This is a genomic window from Jeotgalibacillus aurantiacus (assembly GCF_020595125.1).
GTDB classification, from domain to species: domain Bacteria; phylum Bacillota; class Bacilli; order Bacillales; family Jeotgalibacillaceae; genus Jeotgalibacillus; species Jeotgalibacillus aurantiacus.
The window spans coordinates 68,297-92,225 of record NZ_JACNMS010000001.1 but is presented as its reverse complement, the minus strand read 5'-3'; the positions used below and the strand labels follow the sequence as shown (position 1 = coordinate 92,225).

The 23,929-nt window shown below is 40.6% G+C and carries 27 protein-coding genes; all 27 read left to right on the top strand.

Annotated features, from left to right (window positions below):
* Positions 1 to 96 precede the first annotated feature (96 nt).
* Positions 97 to 549 (top strand): flagellar export chaperone FliS, encoded by a 453-nt coding sequence (gene fliS / locus H7968_RS00495; RefSeq protein ID WP_227394297.1) that lies wholly within the window; start codon positions 97 to 99, stop codon positions 547 to 549.
* A gap of 3 nt (positions 550 to 552) precedes the next feature.
* Positions 553 to 1,368, top strand: a complete 816-nt coding sequence (locus H7968_RS00490; protein WP_227394296.1) for a flagellin N-terminal helical domain-containing protein — start codon at positions 553 to 555, stop codon at positions 1,366 to 1,368.
* An 87-nt stretch (positions 1,369 to 1,455) separates the two neighbouring features.
* On the top strand, positions 1,456 to 1,896 hold the full coding sequence (locus tag H7968_RS00485) for a YaaR family protein (RefSeq protein WP_227394295.1): 441 nt from the start codon (positions 1,456 to 1,458) through the stop codon (positions 1,894 to 1,896).
* Positions 1,897 to 1,963: 67 nt separating this feature from the next.
* Positions 1,964 to 2,374: a flagellar protein FlgN gene (locus H7968_RS00480; protein WP_227394294.1), complete on the top strand. Its 411-nt coding sequence runs from the start codon at positions 1,964 to 1,966 to the stop codon at positions 2,372 to 2,374.
* A 17-nt stretch (positions 2,375 to 2,391) separates the two neighbouring features.
* Entirely contained in the window at positions 2,392 to 4,038 is a 1,647-nt protein-coding gene (flgK, locus tag H7968_RS00475; protein ID WP_227394293.1) for a flagellar hook-associated protein FlgK, read from the top strand.
* 14 nt (positions 4,039 to 4,052) lie between these two features.
* Entirely contained in the window at positions 4,053 to 4,931 is an 879-nt protein-coding gene (flgL, locus tag H7968_RS00470; protein ID WP_227394292.1) for a flagellar hook-associated protein FlgL, read from the top strand.
* Between the two features lie 20 nt (positions 4,932 to 4,951).
* Positions 4,952 to 5,515, top strand: a complete 564-nt coding sequence (locus tag H7968_RS00465; protein WP_227394291.1) for a DUF6470 family protein — start codon at positions 4,952 to 4,954, stop codon at positions 5,513 to 5,515.
* Between the two features lie 18 nt (positions 5,516 to 5,533).
* Positions 5,534 to 5,965: a flagellar assembly protein FliW gene (gene fliW / locus H7968_RS00460; RefSeq protein WP_227394290.1), complete on the top strand. Its 432-nt coding sequence runs from the start codon at positions 5,534 to 5,536 to the stop codon at positions 5,963 to 5,965.
* Between the two features lie 4 nt (positions 5,966 to 5,969).
* Positions 5,970 to 6,185: a carbon storage regulator CsrA gene (csrA, locus tag H7968_RS00455; protein WP_227394289.1), complete on the top strand. Its 216-nt coding sequence runs from the start codon at positions 5,970 to 5,972 to the stop codon at positions 6,183 to 6,185.
* A 42-nt stretch (positions 6,186 to 6,227) separates the two neighbouring features.
* Positions 6,228 to 7,493, top strand: coding sequence for a motility associated factor glycosyltransferase family protein (locus tag H7968_RS18085; protein WP_227394288.1), 1,266 nt, complete (start codon positions 6,228 to 6,230; stop codon positions 7,491 to 7,493).
* A 114-nt stretch (positions 7,494 to 7,607) separates the two neighbouring features.
* On the top strand, positions 7,608 to 8,429 hold the full coding sequence (locus tag H7968_RS00445; RefSeq protein ID WP_227394287.1) for a flagellin N-terminal helical domain-containing protein: 822 nt from the start codon (positions 7,608 to 7,610) through the stop codon (positions 8,427 to 8,429).
* Positions 8,430 to 8,487: 58 nt separating this feature from the next.
* The gene (locus H7968_RS00440; protein ID WP_227394286.1) at positions 8,488 to 10,215 is read left to right on the top strand and encodes a motility associated factor glycosyltransferase family protein; all 1,728 of its coding nucleotides are present in this window, start codon (positions 8,488 to 8,490) and stop codon (positions 10,213 to 10,215) included.
* A 46-nt stretch (positions 10,216 to 10,261) separates the two neighbouring features.
* Positions 10,262 to 10,612 carry a hypothetical protein gene (locus H7968_RS00435; RefSeq protein ID WP_227394285.1) on the top strand — a complete coding sequence of 117 codons (351 nt, stop codon included), beginning with the start codon at positions 10,262 to 10,264 and terminating at the stop codon, positions 10,610 to 10,612.
* Positions 10,613 to 10,615: 3 nt separating this feature from the next.
* Positions 10,616 to 11,605 carry an NAD-dependent 4,6-dehydratase LegB gene (locus H7968_RS00430; protein ID WP_227395060.1) on the top strand — a complete coding sequence of 330 codons (990 nt, stop codon included), beginning with the start codon at positions 10,616 to 10,618 and terminating at the stop codon, positions 11,603 to 11,605.
* Between the two features lie 13 nt (positions 11,606 to 11,618).
* Entirely contained in the window at positions 11,619 to 12,812 is a 1,194-nt protein-coding gene (locus H7968_RS00425) for a LegC family aminotransferase (RefSeq protein WP_227394284.1), read from the top strand.
* Between the two features lie 4 nt (positions 12,813 to 12,816).
* A complete protein-coding gene (locus tag H7968_RS00420) occupies positions 12,817 to 13,866 on the top strand; it encodes a sugar phosphate nucleotidyltransferase (protein ID WP_227394283.1) in 1,050 nt (349 codons plus the stop codon).
* The gene (locus tag H7968_RS00415) at positions 13,859 to 14,491 is read left to right on the top strand and encodes an acetyltransferase (RefSeq protein ID WP_227394282.1); all 633 of its coding nucleotides are present in this window, start codon (positions 13,859 to 13,861) and stop codon (positions 14,489 to 14,491) included. The genes H7968_RS00420 and H7968_RS00415 overlap by 8 nt, the downstream gene beginning before the upstream one ends.
* Positions 14,488 to 15,483 carry an N-acetylneuraminate synthase gene (neuB, locus tag H7968_RS00410; RefSeq protein ID WP_227394281.1) on the top strand — a complete coding sequence of 332 codons (996 nt, stop codon included), beginning with the start codon at positions 14,488 to 14,490 and terminating at the stop codon, positions 15,481 to 15,483. The genes H7968_RS00415 and neuB overlap by 4 nt, the downstream gene beginning before the upstream one ends.
* On the top strand, positions 15,477 to 16,646 hold the full coding sequence (neuC, locus tag H7968_RS00405) for a UDP-N-acetylglucosamine 2-epimerase (RefSeq protein ID WP_227394280.1): 1,170 nt from the start codon (positions 15,477 to 15,479) through the stop codon (positions 16,644 to 16,646). The genes neuB and neuC overlap by 7 nt, the downstream gene beginning before the upstream one ends.
* On the top strand, positions 16,643 to 17,323 hold the full coding sequence (locus tag H7968_RS00400) for an acylneuraminate cytidylyltransferase family protein (RefSeq protein WP_227394279.1): 681 nt from the start codon (positions 16,643 to 16,645) through the stop codon (positions 17,321 to 17,323). Before neuC ends, H7968_RS00400 begins: the two co-directional genes overlap by 4 nt.
* Before the next feature lie 115 nt (positions 17,324 to 17,438).
* The gene (gene flaG, locus H7968_RS00395) at positions 17,439 to 17,786 is read left to right on the top strand and encodes a flagellar protein FlaG (RefSeq protein ID WP_227394278.1); all 348 of its coding nucleotides are present in this window, start codon (positions 17,439 to 17,441) and stop codon (positions 17,784 to 17,786) included.
* A gap of 13 nt (positions 17,787 to 17,799) precedes the next feature.
* Positions 17,800 to 19,860: a flagellar filament capping protein FliD gene (gene fliD, locus H7968_RS00390; RefSeq protein WP_227394277.1), complete on the top strand. Its 2,061-nt coding sequence runs from the start codon at positions 17,800 to 17,802 to the stop codon at positions 19,858 to 19,860.
* 17 nt (positions 19,861 to 19,877) lie between these two features.
* Positions 19,878 to 20,282: a flagellar export chaperone FliS gene (gene fliS, locus H7968_RS00385; protein WP_227394276.1), complete on the top strand. Its 405-nt coding sequence runs from the start codon at positions 19,878 to 19,880 to the stop codon at positions 20,280 to 20,282.
* Positions 20,283 to 20,630: a hypothetical protein gene (locus H7968_RS00380; RefSeq protein WP_227394275.1), complete on the top strand. Its 348-nt coding sequence runs from the start codon at positions 20,283 to 20,285 to the stop codon at positions 20,628 to 20,630.
* 18 nt (positions 20,631 to 20,648) lie between these two features.
* Positions 20,649 to 20,831 carry a YjfB family protein gene (locus tag H7968_RS00375; RefSeq protein ID WP_227394274.1) on the top strand — a complete coding sequence of 61 codons (183 nt, stop codon included), beginning with the start codon at positions 20,649 to 20,651 and terminating at the stop codon, positions 20,829 to 20,831.
* A 107-nt stretch (positions 20,832 to 20,938) separates the two neighbouring features.
* Positions 20,939 to 22,012, top strand: coding sequence for a DUF2920 family protein (locus tag H7968_RS00370; protein WP_227394273.1), 1,074 nt, complete (start codon positions 20,939 to 20,941; stop codon positions 22,010 to 22,012).
* A gap of 178 nt (positions 22,013 to 22,190) precedes the next feature.
* Positions 22,191 to 23,876, top strand: coding sequence for a methyl-accepting chemotaxis protein (locus H7968_RS00365; protein ID WP_227394272.1), 1,686 nt, complete (start codon positions 22,191 to 22,193; stop codon positions 23,874 to 23,876).
* The last annotated feature ends 53 nt before the right edge of the window (positions 23,877 to 23,929 follow it).

Here is a 23,929-nt window from a genome sequence, read left to right as displayed (position 1 = left end):
AGCCATGCACTTTCGGACCTTTTTTGCATAAATGAGCATTTACCTATTAATCATTTTTTATTTCTCCCGATAAAAAAAGTAGCAGGAGGGGAAACGATGGACTTTTTATCAAAAGAACTTATTTATCAAAAATCACCTCAGGAGCTGACTTCTTTATTGTATGAGGCAGCCATTACGAAACTGGAAAAAGCCATTCAGGAAATAGAAAATCAAAACTACATAGAAGCCAATCAGCTATTTCAGCGAGTGAATGATATTCTTCAGCGCCTTGGTGCGGGATTGAATTATGAAAGCGGGATTCTGGCAGATCAGCTTGACGCAGTTTACAACTATATGGCAGATGAAATCATTGCAGCAAACCTGAAAAAAGATGTCATCACGGCTACAAACGTTTTAACACTTTTAAAGGACATCAGTGAATCATGGAATCAGGCTTTAAAAGAAAACCAACCTCTTAAACCTAGAGTATCCAAGGCGAATTTATACGATCAGCATGTCATGGTAGAAGAAAAAGACCATTTATCCAATAAAATAGAAACGGGGAAATAAATCATGAGAATTAACCACAATATTCAGGCGTTAAATGCTTACCGTAATTTGAACCAGACTATGAATCAGACTTCAAAAAGCCTTGAGAAACTATCTTCAGGTCTTCGTATTAACCGGGCAGCAGATGATGCAGCGGGTCTTGCGATTTCGGAGAAAATGAGGTCACAGGTCAGAGGACTTGGTATGGCAGAACGAAATTCTCTTGATGCTATTTCTCTTATTCAGACGGCCGAAGGTGCACTTTCATCCACTCACGAAATTTTACAGCGAATGAGAGAGCTGGCAGTACAGGCTTCCAATGGAACGCTGGAAACCCAAGACCTTGAAGCGATTCAGGATGAAATTGGTGCATTGACAGAAGAAATTGACCGAATTGCAGAAACAACTCAGTTTAACAACAAAAAACTGCTTGATGGTAGTGAGGCGACTGGATTTACATTCCAGGTGGGTGCTAATGATAATGAAGATATGAATCTCGTCATTGGACAGATGGACAGCACTACACTCGGTATTAACGGTGTTGAGGCGGCTATTTTAACAGATCCTTCAGCACAGATCACGATCATTAATGATGCAATTAGCACGGTGTCCGCAGAACGAAGTAATCTTGGGGCATTCCAAAACCGCTTGGAACATACCGTTTCGAATCTTTCTTCTGCCAACGAAAACCTCACAGCAGCTGAGTCACGTATTCGTGACCTTGATATGGCAAAGGAAATGTCACAGTTCACTCGTAATAATATTCTTAATCAGGCAGGGCAGGCGATGCTTGCACAGGCAAACCAGCTGCCGCAGGGAATTCTGCAGCTGCTTCAGTAAATTTAAATGGAGGGGCCATTCACGGCTCTTCCTTTTTTCGTAATTAAGGGTAGGATAATAAGTAACAATATTGTTGAGGTGAAAAAAATGGATGTACAACGTGTCGGGAGAACTGAGGGACCTGCCAAGGCTCAAAAGAAAGAGCAAATCGCTAAGGAATCGGTCAGTTTTCAAGATGTAATGGGTAAGAAACGGACTACGACTCTTTTGGATAAACTGACAGCGATGTCTGTTGAAGTGGAAGAACAAGGAAAGAAGCTCGCAGACTCCAGAACGGTTGAGGATCTCAGAAAATATAAAGGGCTTGTCAAAAAGTTTCTTGATGAAGCAGTCAATAACGCTCTGCAATTAGAAGATCAGAGAGGTTTTAACCGCAGAGGAAGAACAAAAGTTTATAAAATTGTAAAAGAAGTAGACTCAAAACTCATAGAGCTGACGAATAACGTTCTAGATAAAGAGAAAAAAGGATTGGATATCCTGAGCCAGATCGGTGAAATTCAGGGGTTACTAATAAATGTTTATACGTAATCTTAATAATTGACACTAGCATGTCGATATAAAAAATGTTGAATAAGAACGGGAAAAGGGGTTTACGATGAGTGAACTGACATTGAAGTCTTTACTGGAGCAATTAATTGAACTTCATCAGAGCCTGCTTGATCTTGCACTCGAAAAGACAGTCATCATCAAGTCAGGAGATCTTCAGGAGCTCCAGCGAATCATAAAAGAAGAACAAAAATACATCTATTCGATTCAAACAATAGAAAAGAAGCGACAGCAGATTTTAACCATGCCTGCTGACATAGAGGAAACGAAGTCAAAGCTTTTATCAGTCATCCTAGATTTAAAAGCGGTTAATGAATTGAACCAGGAGCTGCTGGAACAGTCTATGCAATTTGTGACGTTAAATCTTGATTTACTGATGCCACAGCCTGATTCATTTAATTACAAAAAAGAAGATGATGAACATCAGCCGGTCCAATCAATTTTTGATTCGCAGGCGTGATTTAATGGAGGGATTATATGCGTTCAACATTTATGGGGCTTGAAACGGCTAAACGTGCCTTGTTCACTCAGCAGAGTGCGTTACATACAACCGGGCACAATATTGCCAATGCCAATACACCGGGTTATACCCGTCAGCGAGTCAATATGGGATCCACTCTTCCATTCGCACCGGCTGCCATGAATATGCCAAAGCTTCCAGGACAAATGGGTACCGGTGTCGAGGCAAAATCTATTCAGCGAGTGCGTGATAATTTCCTGGACATCCAGTACAGACAGGAAAGCAATAAGCTTGGGTATTGGGATTCAAGAGCAGCAGTTTTAAGTGAAATGGAAAATATTATTAATGAACCGACCTCAAATGGGCTTGGCGCTGTTATGGGGGAGTTCTGGCAGTCACTGCAGGATTTATCTGTTTACCCAGAAAATGATGGTGCCAGAAACGTTGTTTTGGAGCGGGGACAGTCGGTTGTCGATACATTTCACTATTTAAATGACTCATTAACACAAATTAATAAAAATATAGGAAATGAAATCAGCGTCTCATTAGATAGTGTGAATTCATTGTTAAAACAGATTGCTGACGTGAACTCGCAAATCGCTGATGTGGAGCCGCACGGAAATGTTCCAAATGATCTGTATGATCGGAGAGATAGTCTTGTAGATGAGCTATCAGGATACATTCATATTAAAGTCAGTACTGTTAAATCCGATGGGAAACCATCAGATGTTGCAGAAGGGCTCTACAATATCAGTATTGTTGGTGCAGATGGAAAAGAAGAAATTTTAGTAGCAAAAGATGATTATTACCAGATTGGGTTTTCAAATGGAGCTGGTAAGCTCACAACTTTTACACCGGATACGATCAGCAGCCTTTCAATCTTTGATGCTGAAGGGAAAGAGTTAACTGGTAAGGCTATGAATATTGCTGATGAAAATGGTCAGATTTTGTTTTCTCAAGGGCAGTTGAGAGGACTTACAGAAGCCTATGGATATGAGTATGTGAATTCATCCGGTGATACAGTCGTTGAGGGGATTTATCCTAATATGCTGGACGATCTGGATAAGCTGGCGTATACATTTGCTCATACGTTTAACGAAGTTCACAAGCTTGGATATGATCTAAACGGAGACTTGGGTAAAGATTTCTTTGATACGTCAGATTTTACTGCAGGCGATCATAAAGGAGCCTCAAAGTTACTTGAAATGGGAAATCTGATTTCAACAGAAATTGCAGCTTCAACCACGCTTGATGGTACTACCGTTAATGCTGGTGATGGTAAAAATGCGATAAACCTGTCAAACATTCAAAGCTTTCTCATGAACCAAACAAATCAAGCTTTAGAAGGTTTTGCTACACCTACATCAATCGATCTTACTGCATTTAATGTCCTTGGAAATGCTACGATGAACTCCTTTTACGAAGGTGTCATCGGGAAGCTCGGTGTAACGGCTTTGCAGGCAAACCGTCTCGCAGGAAACAGTGAAGTATTAAAAGCTTCCGTTGATGAAAAAAGAATGTCAGTGAGTTCAGTATCATTAGATGAGGAAATGACAAATATGATTCAGTTCCAACATGCTTATAATGCAGCAGCCCGAAACATTACGATGGTCGATGAAATGCTGGATCGAATTATTAATGGCATGGGATTAGTCGGAAGATAAGGAGTGAAAGATAAATGCGTGTAACTCAATCCATGCTTTCGAGTCAGATGCTTCGTAATCTGACTCAAAGCTTTGACAAGATGGGAAAATATCAGGAACAGATTGCCACCCAGAAAAAGATTGCCCGTCCATCTGATGATCCGGTTGTGGCGATGAAAGGTGTTCTTTACCGGAGAAACCTGACAGAAGTTGAACAATATAAACGTAATTTCTCTGAAGCTTATAACTGGGTGGAAAATGCGGATTCTTCTCTGGATAAAGCAAACCAGGCATTGCAACGGCTGAGAGAACTCCTTGTACAGGTATCAAATGATACGTATGATGCAGAACAAAGAGAAGCATCAAAGCAGGAGATTGAACAGTTAAAACAGCATCTTGTTGAGATCGGGAATACCAAGTTTGGTGACAAGTATTTGTTTAACGGCACCAATACGTTATCCGCACCGTTGGACCCTGCAACAGCAAAGTACCCGACAAATAGTGAAGCTGTAGAACTCGAGCTCTCAAAAGGTGTTCATATTAAAGTAAACATTGACCCTACAACGGTATTCTCTTCACAGTTGTTTGCAGATATTGACAGCATCATTAACACTTTAGAAGACGATACTTCTTCAGGTGATGACATTAATAACTTTATCACCAGTATGGATACTCATATGACAAATCTTTCAAATGAACGTTCTTCACTCGGTGCACGTTATAACCGTATCGAATTAATGGATTCGCGTGTCAATGAACAGGAAGTCATCGCGACACGTGTGATGTCTGATAACGAAGATATTGATTTTGAAAAGGTAATTACAGATATGAAAGTATCGGAGAGTGTACATCGTGCTGCACTGTCAGTTGGGTCCAGAATTATTCAACCGTCCTTAATGGATTTCCTGAGGTAATACAGAAAGGGGAATAACACATGCAGATTCCTCAAATTCAAATTGAAACAACACAAGCGAAAATCGGTATGCGGTCACCAAAAGGCGAACAGTCCATTCAACAACCTCATGCTGAACTGGACCTTCAGCAAAAGCCAGCAAAACTGTCTATTGAGACCACAAAAGGATGGTTAACGATTGACCAGACAGAAGCATGGGCCTCAATGGATATTAAACCGATCTCGAGACGGATTCGGGAGTGGGCTGCCGAAGGAAATCAGGACGTACTTAAAGGAATGGCGCGTGCGGCTTCCGAAGGTGATGAATTGATGAGAATTGAAAACGGTGGGGATGCGATTAAATCCATTGCAAAAAGGAACTATGAAGGTCCACCTCCTTCTTTTAACATTGGATTTGTGCCGCCACCTTTCAGCGTAAAAATGAACTATCAGCCTGGCACAACAGATATTCAATTTACACAAGGTGATTTTATCAATAACTCCAGGGCAAGAAAACCAATTATTAACTATACACCACGCGAAGTGGAAATTCATATGCGTCAGCTAAATTCGATCAGATTCAGTACAGTTAACATCGAAATATAAGATATAGGAGCTGTTTCAATGAAACTCTCAACCAAGTATCATGGAACAATAGATATTGAAGAAAATGAGATCTGGCATTTTGAACAGGGCATCCCGGGATTTGAGGGTGAAAAACAGTTTGTTATTCTATCTTTTGAGGAAAATTCAGTGTTTTATGTTCTTCAGTCAGTGAATAACGAAGCCCTCGCTTTTATTGTGACAGATCCTTTTTCATTTTATAAAGAATACGAGATTAAGCTGGATGATGCAGTCACTCATGCGCTTCAGCTTGAAAAACCAGAACAGTCTATGGTTTATGTCATCTTAACGGTGAGAGATCCGTTTAAAGAAACGACAGCTAATCTGCAGGCACCACTTGTCTTAAACACGACTAATCGTAAAGCAAAACAGATTATTTTGAACGACTACTCCAGAAGGCAGCCGGTTGCAGCGGCAGCAGTAAAGGAGTGAGCGCATGCTGGTATTGACTAGAAAAACAGGTGAAGCCATTCGTATAGGAAATGATATAGAGTTGACTGTTCTATCTGTATCAGGTGATCAGGTAAAGCTGGGGATTCATGCTCCAAAACATGTGGATATTCATCGTAAAGAAGTGTTTTTGGCGATTCAGGAGGAGAATGAAGCTGCAGCAAAAGGGCATAGCGATTTATCAAAATTATTAAAAGGCTGACCTGTCCGTTGAGGATAGGTTTGTTTTTTTAGAGGTGATAGAGTGAGATTTGAATTAGTTAACACACGGACAAAACCCACAGTAAAAATCACAATAAAAGATCGGGTAATTCATTTTCATAGTAAATATGACCCTCTTAAAGAATCTGACAATTGGTCTGAAAAAGCTATTCATGAAATCAATGATGAAAAACCAGTATATATTATTGGAATCGGAGCAGGGTACCATATTATCAGTTTATTGAGAAAAGCAAGCATGTCTGAGGTTAATATCATTGAGCTTAATGAAAATTATAAAGAGTGGTTTGCTGATACTGAAGTTGGCAGATATTTAACATCCTTAAGTGAGGTGAAAATATTAGATCTGAATGCATTTAAAAATAAACTTTTCACCTTAGATTATACGAACCTGCTCATTTATCATCCTTCTCTTCAAATTGTTGATTCTAAATACAAAAGCCTCGTTGAACAAATCAAAAATATTCAAATACAAAAAGATTCGATTGGAAAACAATTGACTCGTATGATTGATAATTTCACTGAAAATATGAAACTAAATGATAAAAGTATCTCAGAATTTAAAGACATTTATCATAATAAAAAAATGATATTAGTTTCAGCCGGGCCTTCACTTGATAAACAGCTTCCACTTTTAAAAGAGATTAGACATCGTTCAGATATTGTAATTGGAGCTGTTGGAACCGCTCTTCGACCTTTAATAAAACAAAAAATTGTTCCTGATTTCTTTATGATTACCGATGCGAATCCTGAAACATTACAACAGTTGAAGGATGTTAAGCTTCCCACGACCCCACTTTTTTATTTGTGTACAAGCTATCACGGGACAGTATTATTACATAAGGGTCCAAAATATGTTGTATTTCAGAAGGATTTTCGCTTAGCCGAAGCTGCCGCCAGTGCTGAAAAAGAGCCTTTGATACAGACGGGTGGGTCAGTTGCAACCGCTCTTCTTGATTTAATGGTATTTATGGGTGGGGAAAAAATAGCGCTTGTCGGACAGGATCTTGCCTATACAAACAACAAAACTCATGCGAGTGAAAGCCCTGCTGTAATTGAGTATGTTACACAAAGCTGGTCGATGATGGTGAAAAATTATGATCAAAACGGAATGGTTCCAACTTCACGAAACTTATCGATCTACAGGGCATGGTTTGAGAAATATGCCGACACATATAAAAACTTATACTTATTTAACTGCACTGAGGGTGGAGCATATATCAATGGGTGGGAAAATACACCGTTAAAAAAATTTGCCGAATTGAAAAAAAGTATTAAAGGTTTATCATAAGCAGACGATATTAACTATGTAAGCGGGAAATGCAGGGCGGCCGACCTGCACGGACAGCTAAAAATACAACCATTCACAAGGAAGTGAATGGACACACTCAAGGAGGAACTATACATGATTATTAATCACAATTTAAATGCAATGAACTCTCACCGTCAGCTGGGTATGAACACTAACGCAGCTGGAAAATCAATGGAGAAACTATCTTCTGGTCTTCGCATTAACCGTGCTGGAGATGACGCAGCTGGTCTTTCAATTTCTGAAAAAATGAGAGGTCAGATTCGCGGACTTGAACAGGCTTCCCGTAACTCACAGGATGGTATTTCTTTAATCCAGACTGCTGAAGGAGCTCTTAACGAAACTCATGCAATTCTACAGCGTATGAGAGAACTAGCTGTTCAGGCATCAAATGATACTAACGTAACTGCTGACCGTGATGCAATTAAGGCTGAGCTAACTCAGTTAACAGAAGAAATTACTCGTATTGGTACAGAAACTGAATTCAATACGCAGAAGCTGATTCAGAGTGCGGGTAGTTACAATTTCCAGGTTGGAGCTAACTCCGGTCAGAATATTAAATTAAGCATTAACATCATGACGGCTGGTGCAAACGGGCTTGATGTGGCTAGTATTGCAAATAGTGTAGGTTCATTTGGAGCTGCTACTGCTGCAATTACAACAATTAACGATGCTTTGGAAAAGGTATCTGAAGAGCGTTCAAACCTTGGATCTGTTCAGAATCGTCTTGAGCACACGATCAAAAACCTTCAGACTGGTGCTGAGAATCTACAAGCTGCTGAATCACGTATTCGTGACGTTGATATGGCCAAAGAAATGATGAACTTTACTAAGTCTAACATTCTTAACCAGGCTTCTCAGGCTATGTTAGCTCAAGCTAACCAGCAGCCTCAGGCAGTTCTTCAGTTACTTCGATAATATTATAGATTAAAAAGACAACCTTTCAGGTTGTCTTTTTAAATAAGGGGTTTTACAGATGATGCACAATATATTTCTTAATCCTGAAACGGATGTAGAGGTTAGATTTGAGAATTGCAGACGGGCAGAGCAGTTAACGGTAAAATTAAATGATTTCTACGTACATAGCAAGTATGACCCTCTACGCGAAGCTCAGTTATATGTGAAGAATCACTTTAAAAGAAAGCATTTTAACATTCTATTCGGAGTGGGACTTGGTTATAAAGTAGAGGAAATTCTTAATTCTATGACAGATGATACCTTTCTATTAATTATTGAACCGGACGAAACAGTATTTAATAAACTTAAGGAACATATAAATTTAAAACTGATTATCGATAATCCTGATAAATGTATACTATTTGTCGGTCAGGATATTAAAGAAGTTAAAAAATTGATTCAGCAGCATGCTTCCAAATTTCTTCATCAACTGAATTTTATGGAGCACCAGGCATACTGTGAGGTTTTTAAGGAATATTATACTCAAATCATAGATGTTATAAAAGAGCAGCTTTATAGCGCTCTCGTCAATAAAAATACAACTAATTTTTTTTCTGAATACTGGCAAAAAAACTTTTTTCTTAATCTAGCCTCTTCCAAACATTCCATCCCCATAAACAACCTTTTAAATTGTTTTGAATTTCCAATTATTATTGTTTCGGGGGGACCATCGCTAAATAAACATTTATCAAGACTAAAAGAAATTCAGCATACGGTTTTTATTATTTGTGCAGGATCAACACTTAACTCTCTTCTAACGAATGGTATAAAGCCTGATATTCTGGTAAATATAGATGGAGCACCAATAAATTATGAACATTATAAAGATGTTAATTTTGATGACATTCCATTATTTTATCCGCTAATTTTAAATCACAAAGTTCTTGAACATCATAAAGGCATGAAAGTGATCTTTGATCTATATGGAAATACATCTGAAATTATTAATGAATTATTTGAATGCGAGGTTACTAAAATAATGGGCGGCGGTTCCGTAGCCAACTTCAGCCTTGACATCGCAATGAAATTAACAAGTGGACCAGTTTGCCTGATTGGTCAGGATTTAGCTTATACTGCTGAAAAAAGCCATGCGGATGGCAACAGACTTAGCAAAAAAATTGAGCCGCAACAGAAAAAATTAATCCCTGTAAAAGGTTATTATGGGGGAGAAGTAAAAACAGACTATCCTTTTTTATCAATGAAAAATCAGTTTGAACACTACCTTTCTATTTTCAATCCCAACAGTAGGGTTTTTAATGCAACAGAAGGTGGAGTATATATAGAGGGTGCAAAAAATATCTCCTTCGAAGATTTTTTGAATAATTATCCCGAGCAATTTAAAAAACCGAATTTAAAGGCTTATTTAGACCAGATTGATAAAATTGGATATCAGGAAGACACATTTAATAAGCTAGTTAAAAGAGAAAAATATAATGTTAATAGAATAAAAGAACTGGCAGAGGAAGCATTAACTCATTTAAAACAAACGATAACTAATCAGGAAGACTGGACTAAGAGTGAATTGAAGAAGTTAGAGGAAATCGATGAAAAGCTGAAAGAACTTTTAAAAAATGATTTGATGTATTATTTGTTTCAGCCAGTAGTTGAAAGGGTTTTACGTACTATTCAAAATTTTGATGACAATAAAAATCGTGAGGAAGATTTAAAAAAATTGTCCGTAGAGCTATATGAGAGAATTGCTCATTCTTCTGAAAAAGCCCTTACGTGGATTGATGAAATCTCGTAATATATCTATAAACAGTAATTTATTTTAGTGATTGAGGTGTGAGAAAATGAGTTATGATATTCAAGATATATACGCTACGCTACATGATTACCTGGGTAAGCTGATTATTGCTTCTGATGATATTTCCAACTTTTATTATCAAAACAAAACAGAGGAAGCTGCATTATTATTGGCTGATTTTTTGAAAGGTGTGGAGTGGACTACTGATGTCATCCACAACTTAAATAATTTGAATTTAGTGGTAAAAATAGATATTTCTGTGCTTGATCCTTTCCTTATAGAAATTGAAAATGGATTAAAGAATGCAGACACGATATTGATATCTGATATTCTGACATATGAAATCAAGCCCATTTTAGAAAACTGGTTAAGTCAAATAAAAGTCAAACAAAAGTAGGTAATAAATTTGAATAAAAAAATTTTAATCACAGGCGCCGACGGTTTTATCGGCAGCCATGTAGTTGAACAGTTAGTCAAAGAAGGGCATCAGGTGAAAGCATTTGCCTATTATAACTCCTTTAATAACTGGGGGTGGCTGGATGATTTGCCAAAAGACGTCCTGAATGAGATCGAGGTTTTTACAGGAGACGTGAGAGATCCGAATGGTGTTAAAGAAGCGATGAAGGGCATGGATGAGGTGTATCATCTGGCTGCGCTGATTGCGATTCCATTCAGCTATCATTCACCGGATACCTACGTTGATACGAATATTAAAGGGACGTTAAATGTGCTTCAGGCTGCACGTGAGCTTGATACTTCCAGGCTCTTGATTACGTCTACATCAGAAGTATATGGCACGGCCCAATATGTCCCGATTGATGAGGCCCATCCATATCAGGGGCAGTCTCCTTATTCAGCGACCAAAATCGGTGCGGACCGATTGGCGGAATCTTTCTATCGCAGTTTCAATATGCCAATTACCATTGTACGCCCCTTTAATACATATGGTCCAAGGCAATCTGCCCGCGCAGTGATCCCGACGATCATTACCCAGCTATTAGCGGGTAAAACAGACATTGAACTCGGTTCTTTAACGCCTACCCGTGATTTCAACTTTGTGAAAGATACAGCCAATGGCTTTATTGAGATTGCCAAATCTTCCAACACCATTGGGGAAGAAATCAATATCGCTACCCAACAGGAAATCTCGATCGGAGAACTGGCAGAGGAGCTGATTCGCCAGATTAATCCGGCTGCCAGCATCATCTGTGATGAGCAGCGTTTACGACCTGAGAATAGTGAAGTGAACCGTCTGCTTGGATCGAACGAAAAGATCAAGCGGTTAACGAACTGGACTCCGCGGTACACTTTTGAAGAAGGACTTGCGGAAACGATTGCGTTTTTTAAAGACAATCTGTCTAAATATAAAGCGGATATCTACAACATCTAAGGGGGCTCAGATTATGACCAAACCATTTATTCCATTATCTGTCCCGAATTTAAAAGGAAATGAATTAGCTTATGTGACCCACGCCGTCCAGACGGAGTGGGTTTCTACAGGTGGACCCTATATTGATGAATTTGAACAGAAAATCGCTGACTATGTGAAGTCAACCGGTGCGGTGTCCTGTCAGAGCGGGACTGCGGGCTTACATATTGCCCTTCAGGTATGTGGTGTGACGGCTCAGGATGAGGTGATCGTGCCGACGTTGACGTTTATTGCCGCGGTCAATCCAGTGAAGTACCTGGGCGCGGACCCAATCTTTATGGATTGTGATGATTCGCTTTGCCTCGACCCGGTGAAAATGAAACGCTTCTTTGAAGATGAATGTACGTTTACCAATGGTAAACTGATCAATAACGAGACAGGGCGACAAATTAAAGCCATTGTCGTGGTCCATGTATTTGGCAATATGGCCGATATGGACAAGATCATGGCGCTTTCAGAAGATTATAATCTTCCTGTCATTGAAGATGCGACAGAGGCGATTGGATCCTATTACATAAAGGGACGTTTTCAAGGTCAATATGCCGGTACCATCGGGTCGATGGGCGTGTATTCCTTTAACGGGAATAAAATCATGACAACGGGTGGCGGAGGAATGATCGTCTCCCAGAATGAAGCGCGATTGAAACGGACCAAGCATCTCACCACTCAGGCGAAAAGTGATGAGTTATATTATACGCATGATGAAATCGGCTACAATTACCGGATGACCAATCTCCAGGCTGCCTTGGGTCTTGCCCAGCTGGAACAGCTGGAAACCTTTATTAAAACAAAGACAGAAAACTTTAAGCGTTATCAACAAGCCTTGAACACGAGTGATGCGTTCTCTTTGCTTGAATTTGATCCGTCCATCCGGTCGAATTATTGGTTTTACGCGTTGATGATCGATGATCAAGCGGGTATCAGTCGGCATGAATTGATTCAGTTCCTCCATCAGGAAAGGATTCAGGCGCGTCCCATTTGGGATCTGATTCATGAACAGCCTCCGTACAAGGGGAGTCAAAGCTATGACATTGAAAAAGCCCCTTACTATTTAAATCGGATCATCAATATTCCGTGCAGTTCCAATTTAACTAGGGAAGATGTAGACCGGGTCATTCAAGCCCTGGCTGGGTGTATCAATGTGAAGTCTTCAGTAAGGGGAGGGTGAAAAAATGGATGTACAGGCGTTTTTAATTGATGAAAAAGCGACCATGTTAGACGCGATGGCGCAGCTTGATGCCGTTGCCAAAAAAGTGTTGTTTGTCACAAGAGACGACCGGTTTGTTGGGGCGATCACCGATGGAGACATCAGAAGGTGGATCTTAAAAAAAGGAAATCTGGAAGCAAAAGTCGAGGATATTGCCAATTATGAGCCGAAGTTTCTCCCTGACCATGAAGAAAAAAATGCGCGAGCGTTCATGAAGCAATATGCCATTGAGGCCCTGCCGATTGTGAATGAGGATCATGAAATTATCGCCGTGTCATTATGGAATGAAGAGAAAGTCAAGGTGAAAAAGAATTTACAAGTCCCTGTTGTCGTGATGGCTGGCGGATTGGGGACCCGGTTGTATCCGTATACAAAGATTTTACCGAAACCGCTCATTCCCATTGGAGAAATCCCGATTATTGAACATATCGTCAATCGTTTTCACCAGTTTGGGAGCACACAGTTTCATTTGATTGTGAATCATAAGAAAAACATGATTAAAGCGTATTTTAATGAAATTGATAAGCCGTACGAGGTGTCTTATGCGGATGAAGATCAACCATTGGGCACAGGAGGTGGCATCAGTTTATTAAAAGGGAAAATTGATTCGACTTTTATACTGACGAATTGTGACATTCTGATTGAAGAGGATTATGAAAAGATGGTGAATTATCATCATTCAGAACGAAATCTTATTACAATGGTTTGTTCATTAAAAAATGTGAAAATTCCGTATGGTGTCATTGAAATCAATGAATCTGGAGAAATTGAAGCCATGAAGGAAAAACCGGAGCTCCGCTTTTTTACGAATACCGGCATGTATATCGTCGAACCATCCGTGATTGAAGAGATGGAAGATCATCAGGCGATCGGATTTCCGGATATTATTGAGCGCTATAAAGCCAAAGGCGAGCGAATCGGCGTGTATCCCATCAGTGAACAGGCATGGATGGATATGGGACAGCTCGATGAAATGGAAAACATGAGAAAGCGTCTGGAAGGATCCCATGAATAAACTCGTGATGGTGGGTGGCGGAGGCCACAGCCGATCAGTATTGGATTCTCTTTTAGCCACCAAAGCGTATGAACACATCGTTGTGGTGGATCGTCAGGAAAAAGTAGGACAAACCCTTCTATCCTGTCCGATTGTAGGAACAGATGAAGACCTCCCTGGACTTTTTGAACAAGGGTATTCAAAGGCATTTGTCGCATTAGGGGATCATAAGTTACGTGCACAAATCTCAGAGAAGCTGATAAGGATGAACTTTCAGCTTCCAAACATTGTGGATCCGTCAGCCATTGTCAGCCCATACGCTGAGGTGGGAGAAGGTGTTTATATTGGGAAACGGGCGGTGGTCAACGCCAATGTGCGGATTGAAGAAGGCGCGATCATCAATACGTCTTCTGTTCTTGAACACGATTGCCAAGTTGGTGCGTATAGTCATGTTGCGCCGGGTACGGTATTATGCGGCGGTGTGAAGATCGGCTCCCTTTCCCATATTGGGGCGGGCAGCGTAATTCGTGAACAACTGGAAATCGGAGACAAGGTGATGATTGGGATGGGCAGTGTGGTCACGACTTCTTTTCCTTCCCATTCCTTTGCTTATGGACATCCATGTAAGGAGCGTAAAAAAGAATGAGTACATATATTATCGCTGAAGCCGGTGTCAATCATAACGGCCGGCTTGATTTGGCTAAACAACTGGTAGATGAAGCGAAAAAAGCAGGCGCAGATTGTATTAAATTTCAGACGTTTGTTGCCAAACATCTGACGACGAAAACCGCTGTACAGGCTGCTTATCAGGAAAAAAATACAGGGCGAAAAGAAAGCCAGTATGAGATGTTAAAAAAGCTGGAGTTATCGTTTGAGGACTTTCAGGAGCTGTATGATTATTGTCAGGAACAGGAGATTGAGTTTCTCTCCACCGGTTTTGACGCAGACAGTATCGATTTCTTAGCTGGGCTGGGGATGAAAACGTGGAAAATCCCCTCCGGGGATCTAACCAATCTTCCGTATCTAATCAAAATTGCCCGCCTTCAGGAGCCAGTCATTGTCTCAACGGGTATGGGCACCATGCAGGAAGTACAGGAAGCCATTGACGTCCTAAAAAAATACGGAGCCGGTCCGATTACGGTGCTTCATTGTACCACGGAATACCCTGCGCCTTTTGAGGACGTCCATCTTTCTGCGATGAAAACGATGGAAACACACTTTCAGTTGCCAGTTGGCTATTCCGATCATACGAAAGGCATCGAAGTGCCGATTGCGGCCGTCGCACTCGGCGCAACTGTGATTGAAAAGCATTTTACACTAGATCAGACGATGGAAGGTCCGGATCATCAGGCGAGTCTGGAACCGGATGAATTAAAAGCGATGATCACCGCAATCCGCCATGTCGAGGTTGCGATCGGACAGGGCGAAAAGAAACCGGCGGCATCGGAAGAAAAAAATAAAGTCATCGCGCGAAAAAGCATTGTGGCGGCTCGTCCCATTTCAAAAGGGACTGTGTTTACCGAAGAGAACCTGACCGTGAAAAGACCCGGATCCGGTATCAGCCCGATGAAATGGTTTGAGGTGATCGGGGAAAAAGCCTCCCGTGATTTTCAAGAGGATGAGTTGATCGAATGGTAAAAACGATGAGTATTTTAACGGCAACCCGGGCGGAGTATGGCTTGTTAAAGCCGGTCATTCAGGCGCTTCGGGAAGTGGAGACTTTGGATGTGAAAGTGGTGGTCACGGGGGCACACCTCTCACCGGAGTTTGGCTTAACCTATCGGGACATTGAACACGACGGGATCGAGATTGATGAGAAAATCGAAATGTTGATCAGTGCGGATACGCCGGCTGCCATTTCGAAATCCATGGGCCTTGCGATGATCAGCTTTGCGGATTATTTTGCCCGCATACAACCGGATTTGCTTCTTGTCCTTGGGGACCGCTATGAAACGCTCGCGGTCAGTCTCGTTGCGATGAATCAGCGGATCCCGATTGCCCACCTTTACGGAGGCGAAACCACAGAAGGGGCCGTGGATGAATCGGTCCGTCATGCGATCACGAAAATCAGCTACCTCCATTTGACGAGTACGGAAGCGTACCGCAAACGGGTGATCCAGTTGGGAGAACACCCTGATCGTGTTCATACCGTTGGGGCACTCGGGATTGAGAATGTATTACAAGAACCCTTACTGACAAAGGAAGAACTGGAAAAATCGCTTGATTTCTCGTTGGAAAAACCTTATGCCCTCGTCACGTTCCATCCCGTGACCCTGGAACAGTATCAGGCAGAAGCCCAAATTGAGGAACTGCTTGCGGCATGTGCAAGTTTTCCAGATATGACCTTTCTCTTTACGAAAGCCAATGCCGATGCAGAAGGCCGTGTAATCAACCGGAAAATTGATGCGTATTGTGTTCAACATGAACACGCCGTAGCCTTTACTTCTCTGGGTCTTACACGCTATTTAAGTGCTATGAAAGGCTGTCAGATGGTCATCGGGAACTCTTCAAGCGGATTAATCGAAGCGCCAAGCTTCGGTGTGCCGACGATTAATATCGGGGATCGTCAAAAGGGACGGATGCAGGCAGAGAGTGTGATTAATTGTGAACCAAAAGAGCACGCCATTAGGGACGCGATCCGTCAGGCGCAGTCTCCGGCGTTTCAGGAACAGGCTAAAAAAGCGGTTAATCCCTATGGAGACGGAAAGACATCAGACAAGATCCGGACGATTCTTCAACAGGTTTTTGATGGGGAGATGGACTTGAAAAAGACGTTTTATGATCTGGAGGTGAAGGGATGAGTCATCTCGCGATTATTCCGGCACGAAGTGGATCTAAAGGGCTGAAGGATAAAAATGTTAAACCTTTAAATAGAAAGCCGATGATGGCCTATACGATTGAGGCAGCGCTTAATAGTGGCTGTTTTGGTCATGTGATCGTGTCAACAGATTCCCTAGAATATGCCAGGATTGCCGAACAGTATGGCGCACAGGTTCCTTACCTTCGTGATGCGTCGCTTTCATCTGATCAGGCTTCTTCCTGGGACGTGGTGGAAGACGTGCTGGGGTATTATGAGCAAAGAGGAAAAACGTTTGAAACGGTGTGCCTGCTTCAGCCGACTTCTCCACTTAGGACGAGAGAGGATATCGTCGGTGCGTATAACCTAATGAAAGAAAAGGAGGCGGATTCGGTGGTCTCTGTTTGTGAGACCGATCACTCTCCGTTGTGGTCGAATACGCTTCCTTTGGATCTTTCCTTATCAGGGTTCATTTCTGATGACATATTGAGCACACCGAGACAGCAGCTGCCTGTCTATTATCGGCTGAACGGTGCGATTTATCTTGTGAAAACGAGTCATCTTTCTGACAGGGTAGACCTCTATCACGATCGCAGCTACGCGTATGTCATGGACAAACGACATTCTATTGATATAGATGATGAGATGGATTTTAAGATAGCTGAAATGTTATTGAATTAATGACAATGATTCAAAGCCACAAAATGTTTTTGTGGCTTTTTGTTATTTAGATAAAAGGTTAAAAATTTTGTTGAAATGCCGATATCAATAATATAAAACTCAAGGGGATGGAAATATGAACAGGATAGGAGAGTCAGTAAACAAAGTTGCAAATGTGGGACAGCCATTACAATCAAAAAAAATTACGGATCATACAGCACAGGTATCAATAGGAGTAGCGGAACAAACTGTAAAACCTACAAAAGAGCAAATGGAAAAAGCTGTGAAGGGAATAAATGATTTCCTTCGGCCCACATCTGCCCATTTAAAGTTTGAATTCCATGAAGACTTGGAAGAATATTACGTCACAATTGTCGATGAAGTATCGAAAGAAGTCATCAAAGAAATTCCTTCAAAAAAGCTGCTTGATTCTTATGCCGCAATGACTGATTTTCTTGGAATGTTAATGGACCAAAAAGTGTAAGGAGTGAAGAGTAATGCGAATAGGCGGATTAGCTAGTGGAATGGATATAGATTCAATTGTCAGAGATTTAATGAGAGTTGAAAAAATGCCTCTGGATCGTTTAAAACAAAACAAACAGACACTGGAATGGCAAAGGGATGATTATCGTTCAATGAATGCTTTGTTGTTGGATTTTAGAACAAAGCTCAACAACATGAAATTTACAACGAATTATAGAGCAAGAACGGTTACAAGCTCAGATGACTCCCGGGTAACAGCAACGGCATCCAGTGCTGCGAATCAGGGAACATATTCTATTACAGAAGTTAAACAACTCGCTGCAGCAGAAACCTGGGTAACTTCTAGTATCGATGATGGAGTGTCTAAGGTTGATCCTACAAAATCCCTGAAAAGTCAAAGTGGAGATTTTGTCAGTGGCTTGACCTGGGAGACAGGAGCAATTGGTTCACAAACTGTGACGGGTGATGGAACTGCAGTTCTTCAAGTGCAGTTGACAGGGGATGAACAGGTTCTAAACAAGCCACTTCAAATGTCAGTGAAAGTAAATGGCAAAGGATACGAAGTGATCGATCAGGGAGCAGCGTTTACAGGAACGAATCAAGTTAAAGTAGCTGCGAATGGCGAGGTCACATTCAGTGAAAATGTGACAGCAGGAGCTACCGTAAAAGTTGATTATATTACGGATAAAAAGGTGCAGGAAGGCACGTTGGCGGTAGGTGCAGACAGCTATCAATTGGTCAAAAAAGGAATTATCACAGATGGTTTTTCTCTTTCTTTGGATGGTGGTCCACCGGTAACAATGGGAGCAGTAGATCCGGATACGAATGAAGCACTGCTGGGGTCTATTGGTAAAATTAACGTCGAAACTGGAAAAATAACATTTAACGAGCCAAGGGCTGCTGAAACGGCCATCAGTGTCAGCTATAAGCAGGAGTATACTCATTTATCTGTTGGCTCTTATACATCAACGTCTGGTGGCCAGCCTAATGAGGAGAACTTTTTGATTGAATCATCACAGTCCCTTAATCAGGTGTTTTCAAAAGTAAATTCAAGTAACGCAGGAGTTTCAATGTTTTTGGATAATGTTACTGGCCAAGTCTCAATGATGCGTAAAGAAACAGGAGACTTTTATCCTTCTGTTCCTCAAGATCCCCCGGTTGCTGATGATATCATTGTTGGTGGGTCTTTCGCTACTTCATTAAAATTAACAGCAGGTGACATAACAAAAACCTCTGGACAAAATGCTGTTTTTACAATTAATGGTCTAGAGACTTCCAGAAATTCGAATACTTTTACAATGAGTGGTGTAACTTTCACATTAAAAGAAGAATTTACTTCTGGTCCTCCTGCCACACTCTCAATTAATAATGATGGAAATCAAGTGTTTGAATCTATTAAATCTTTTGTAGAGAATTACAACACACTAATTGGTGGAATTGATTTAAAATTAAACGAAGAGAAGTACCGTTCATATAAGCCGCTTACAGATGAACAGCGATCAGAGCTTTCTGATAAACAACAAGAACAATGGGATGATAAAGCAAAAAGTGGATTAATTCGACGTGATCCTACTTTAACAAATGCTCTTTCTTCCATGCGAATAGATTTCTACAATCCAGTCGCAAATGAAGGAACAGACCCTTTGTTGAATCAACTAGCCATGATTGGTATTAGAACTACATCGAATTTTAGAGAAGGTGGTAAACTAGAAATCAATGAAGCGAAATTAAAAGAGGCAATTAATAATAATCCAGAGGCTGTTGAAGCGTTGTTTATTGGAGCTGCTTCTAGTACAAATGAATCTGAACAAGGTATTATTCACAGACTTTCAGATACTGTGACTGAAACATTAGATCGACTTAGAGATAAAGCCGGCAATCAATTTTCCACACTCCAAAATTATGCGATTGGAAAAAGTATTTTTAATGTTGATGAAAGAATTCAACGTTTTGAAGACCGGTTGATTCAAGTTGAAAATAGATATTGGGCGCAATTTACAGCCATGGAACAGGCTGTGAATAGAGCTAATTCTCAGGGAATGTACTTAATGCAACAATTTGGAATGGGTCAGTAAACAGATAAGGAAGTGAAATGATGTTGAAAAATCCTCAACAGGCATATGCAAATAACTCTGTAAATACAGCTTCCCCCGGTGAGCTTACATTAATGCTATACAATGGATGTTTAAAGTTTATAAAACAGGCAGAGATTGCTATTGAAAAAGGAAATGCAGAACAAAAAAATATCAACATTCAAAAAGCACAGGCGATTTTAAGAGAATTAATGATTACATTGAAACAAGAGCATGAAATTGCTAAAAACATGCTTTCTTTGTATGAATTCCTGATTAGCCGGTTGATTGAAGCAAATATACAAAGCAGTGTAGATATATTAAACGAAGTATCCAGTTTCGTAACTGAATTCAGGGATGTTTGGAAGCAGGTTATTCAAGAGAATAGAAAACTTCAGCAGGTTGGTGCAGGTGGAATAGTATAAATGGTCATTCAGGAGTGCCATCAAATTACAAATCGATTATTTATCCTACTCCAGTCTGACGAGGCCGTTGACCGGGATAAGTTGATCACACAGATTAATCATTTGTTGGATGAACGGGAAAAATTGTTGCCAAATGTTTGCGCACCTGAAACTGATTATGAGAGAGAGTTAGCTGACGAAATTATTAAATGGAATCAGGTTATTGAGAAAAAACTTACAGATATAAAAAATGATGTCCGGAAAAAAATATTATTAACTGCTGAAAAGAAAAAGTCCTCAAATAAATATACAAATCCTTATGGAGAAATGGAATCTAAAGACGGCATGTTTTACGATAAACGTAATTAAGACATAAGGAGTGAGTATATGGATATTGCAGCAATGTCAGTGGTTTTAAACCATTCTCAACTTAAACAGGGTGCCAGTATTGAACTTGTAAAAAAAGCCATGGATCATTCAGAGCAGCAGGGGGCCGCACTTGCTGAAATGTTAAATTCAATAAAAGTACCTCATCCGGACCTGGGAAATCGCATTGATTTAAAGGGCTGATGAAAAGTCCCTCTGTATAAAGTTGCAGGGGGACTTTAGTTATTATTTAGATTGAAAATATGAATGTAGAGGATTTACAAGAGAAAAAAATTATATAGGAGTCTGTTATGACGAAAAATTACAATTTTAGTATCGCAGGCCATCCGAGTATTTATGAAGAAAGGCCATCAGAAAGACAGTTGAAAATTGAGTTTTCAACGCCTGATGTTGTAAATAAAAATACAGGAATAATGATTTTAGTGCCGGGATTTGGAGCTCATATAGATTCAAATGTCTATAAAAAAATGAGGGACTTATTCGCGGACACATATAACCTCGTCGTCCTCCAAGTTGAGTATTTTGGAAGTTCTTTCATGCAAAACTCGCATGAGATCGAAGGTATTAAACTTGATTTTCTTACTGAAGATGAACTGGTTCAAATTAACACCGGACAGGTAAAATTATTTGAATTGGTTGCAACGAAATCAATAAAAATAAGAACAAATGCAAAATTAGATGAATCTCTAAGTGATTTTAATGATATGGGTTATATGCAGGCGATAGATATTATCACCGCTATAGAAGCAGTGAAGTTAATTCTCGAGGATAACAAGGTTACCTATGACAAATCTAAAGTGATTGGATACGGACATTCTCATGGTGCGTATTTACTCCATTTAGTTAATACAATTGAACCGGATTTACTCTCATTACTAGTAGATAACTCTTCTTGGTTAGTTCCAGGGTATCTGACAGCAGAGCGAGATCTTTATAAACAACTTGGTCAAGCAGTTATACATATAAAATATAAATATCTGGCACAAGATTTTTTTAGGTATAAAGAAATCCATGATTTATCAAAAATGTACTTAAATCATATCAATAATTGTAAGATTATCGCTTTTCAGGGAGACTCAGATCCACTGGTTAATCATCTTAAAAAGCAGGAATGGTTAGCCTCAATTGATCACACGACATATTTTCAAATAGGTAAAGGTGAGATAGATAACAAGATATTCTTCTCGAATGGACATGGTCTGGATGCAGATTTCATTCTATTATTTGAAAAAGCAATGCATATATCTGATGCTACTCCGCCTGTTATACCTGCATTAGATCATCAAAAAAAGTACAGGAACAGTTCATTGATATACTTGAAAACAGATGGTTTACCTAAATATAAATTTAATCATGACCAATAGGTTTTTCATTCATTTGATTATTCTATATAAAAAACTTTTCATTATAAATAATCAGGAGGAATTTCATTTTCATGAAAGAAAATGTGTATTTTTTGTGATTTGGTTAATTGGAACTACAAAACATCAAACATCTTCCGATAATACTTAAGGACAGATTGAAATTACTGGAGGATGGAAGATGGACATCAGGACGAGACTTGTGGCGGCATTTAGTGTGATGGCGCTAGTTATGTTAATGTTGGGGGCTGTGAGTATATATGCGTTGCAGCTGGTGGATCAGAATGGTAATGAAATGTATGAGCAGCGGGTTCTGCCCAATGCGATTTTAATGGATATTACGCGTCTTGCTGAGAATACGCGGGTGCAGATGGTGAGTGCGGCTCTTTATGAGAATCCTGAACTGACGCAATCTGCAGAGAATAATATGGGACGGATTGAGGAGTTAGTGGCTGCTTATAAGGCAGCGGGTGTGCACGGTAGTGAAGTGGACATGGTCGCTAATTTTGAGGCTTCGTGGGCAAAGTTTACGGATGCTGTAAAGAGTGATATTGCGTTGATTGAAGAGCGCAAATTCGAAGAGGCTGAGAAGGGACTTCAGAGTTCCGGCACGCTCTTTGCAGTGGCCCAGGGAAATCTCCTCCAGCTGAAGATCCGGAATGAGGAGAAAGCTGCAGAGCTGGATGCGACAAATGGTGAGATTTATGTGGCGAATCGTAATCTTGTGATTGGAATGGGTATCGCTGCACTTATTTTGGCTATTGGTCTGGGTACATTTATGGGGCAGCGGATTGGCCGGGCGGTAAAACTGGCTTCCTTAAGAATGGAACAGATTGCGGAAGGTGATTTGACCGGTGAACCGCTGGTGACGAAACGCAGGGATGAGATCGGCAGTCTGATTCGAGCTGAAAATAAGATGCAGCATCAGCTGGCTGAAGTGTTACAGAAAATCAATGCGGCGACCACTCATGTGGCGATGCAGAGTGAGGAACTGACACAGTCAGCTAATGAGGTGCGTGAAGGCAGTGAACAGATTGCCGTGACGATGCAGGAATTGGCTTCAGGGTCTGAGGCGCAGGCAAATCATTCAGGTGATCTGTCTGAAAAGATGGATGGTTTTGCAGTGAAGGTGCAGAAAATGAGTCAGCAGAATCAAGATATTACCAAGCGTTCTGAATATGTCATTAAAAGTGCTGAAGAAGGTTCAGAGATGATGGAGGCTTCGGTTCATCAGATGATGATTATTGATCAGGTGATGGCTGAGACGGTTGATAAGGTTAAGGGCCTGGATCAGCAGACCAATGAAATTTCGAGGCTTGTGAATGTGATTCGTGATGTGGCAGAGCAGACAAACCTGCTGGCACTTAATGCGGCGATAGAGGCGGCACGTGCCGGAGAGAATGGTAAAGGATTTGCTGTTGTGGCAGATGAGGTTCGAAAGCTGGCTGAACAGGTATCCAAATCAGTAAGTGAAATTACAGGATTTGTTGGTGGGATTCAGCATGAATCTGGATTGGTTGTGGAATCTTTGGAAAAGGGCTACAAAGAAGTCAATGAGGGAACACAAAAAATCTCCGGAACGGGTGAAAAGTTTCATGAAATTCACCGTGCTATTGAAGGAATGATCGGTAAGATTGCTGATGTGTCGGTGAGCCTCACTTCTATAAACGAAGACAGCCAAATGATGAATGCCTCTATCCAGGAGATTGCCTCCGTTTCAGAAGAAGCGGCTGCCGGAATTGAAGAAACAGCTGCCTCCAGTCAGCAGTCTCTCAGCACAATGGAAACGATCTCTGCAAGTGCAGATGAACTCGCGAAGCTTGCTGAAGGGCTGTCGGATGAGGTTGGGAAGTTTAAATTGAATTAATTTCTACTCTGTTTAGATGTTATTTGAACAGTTAAGAAATGAGGAACGGACAC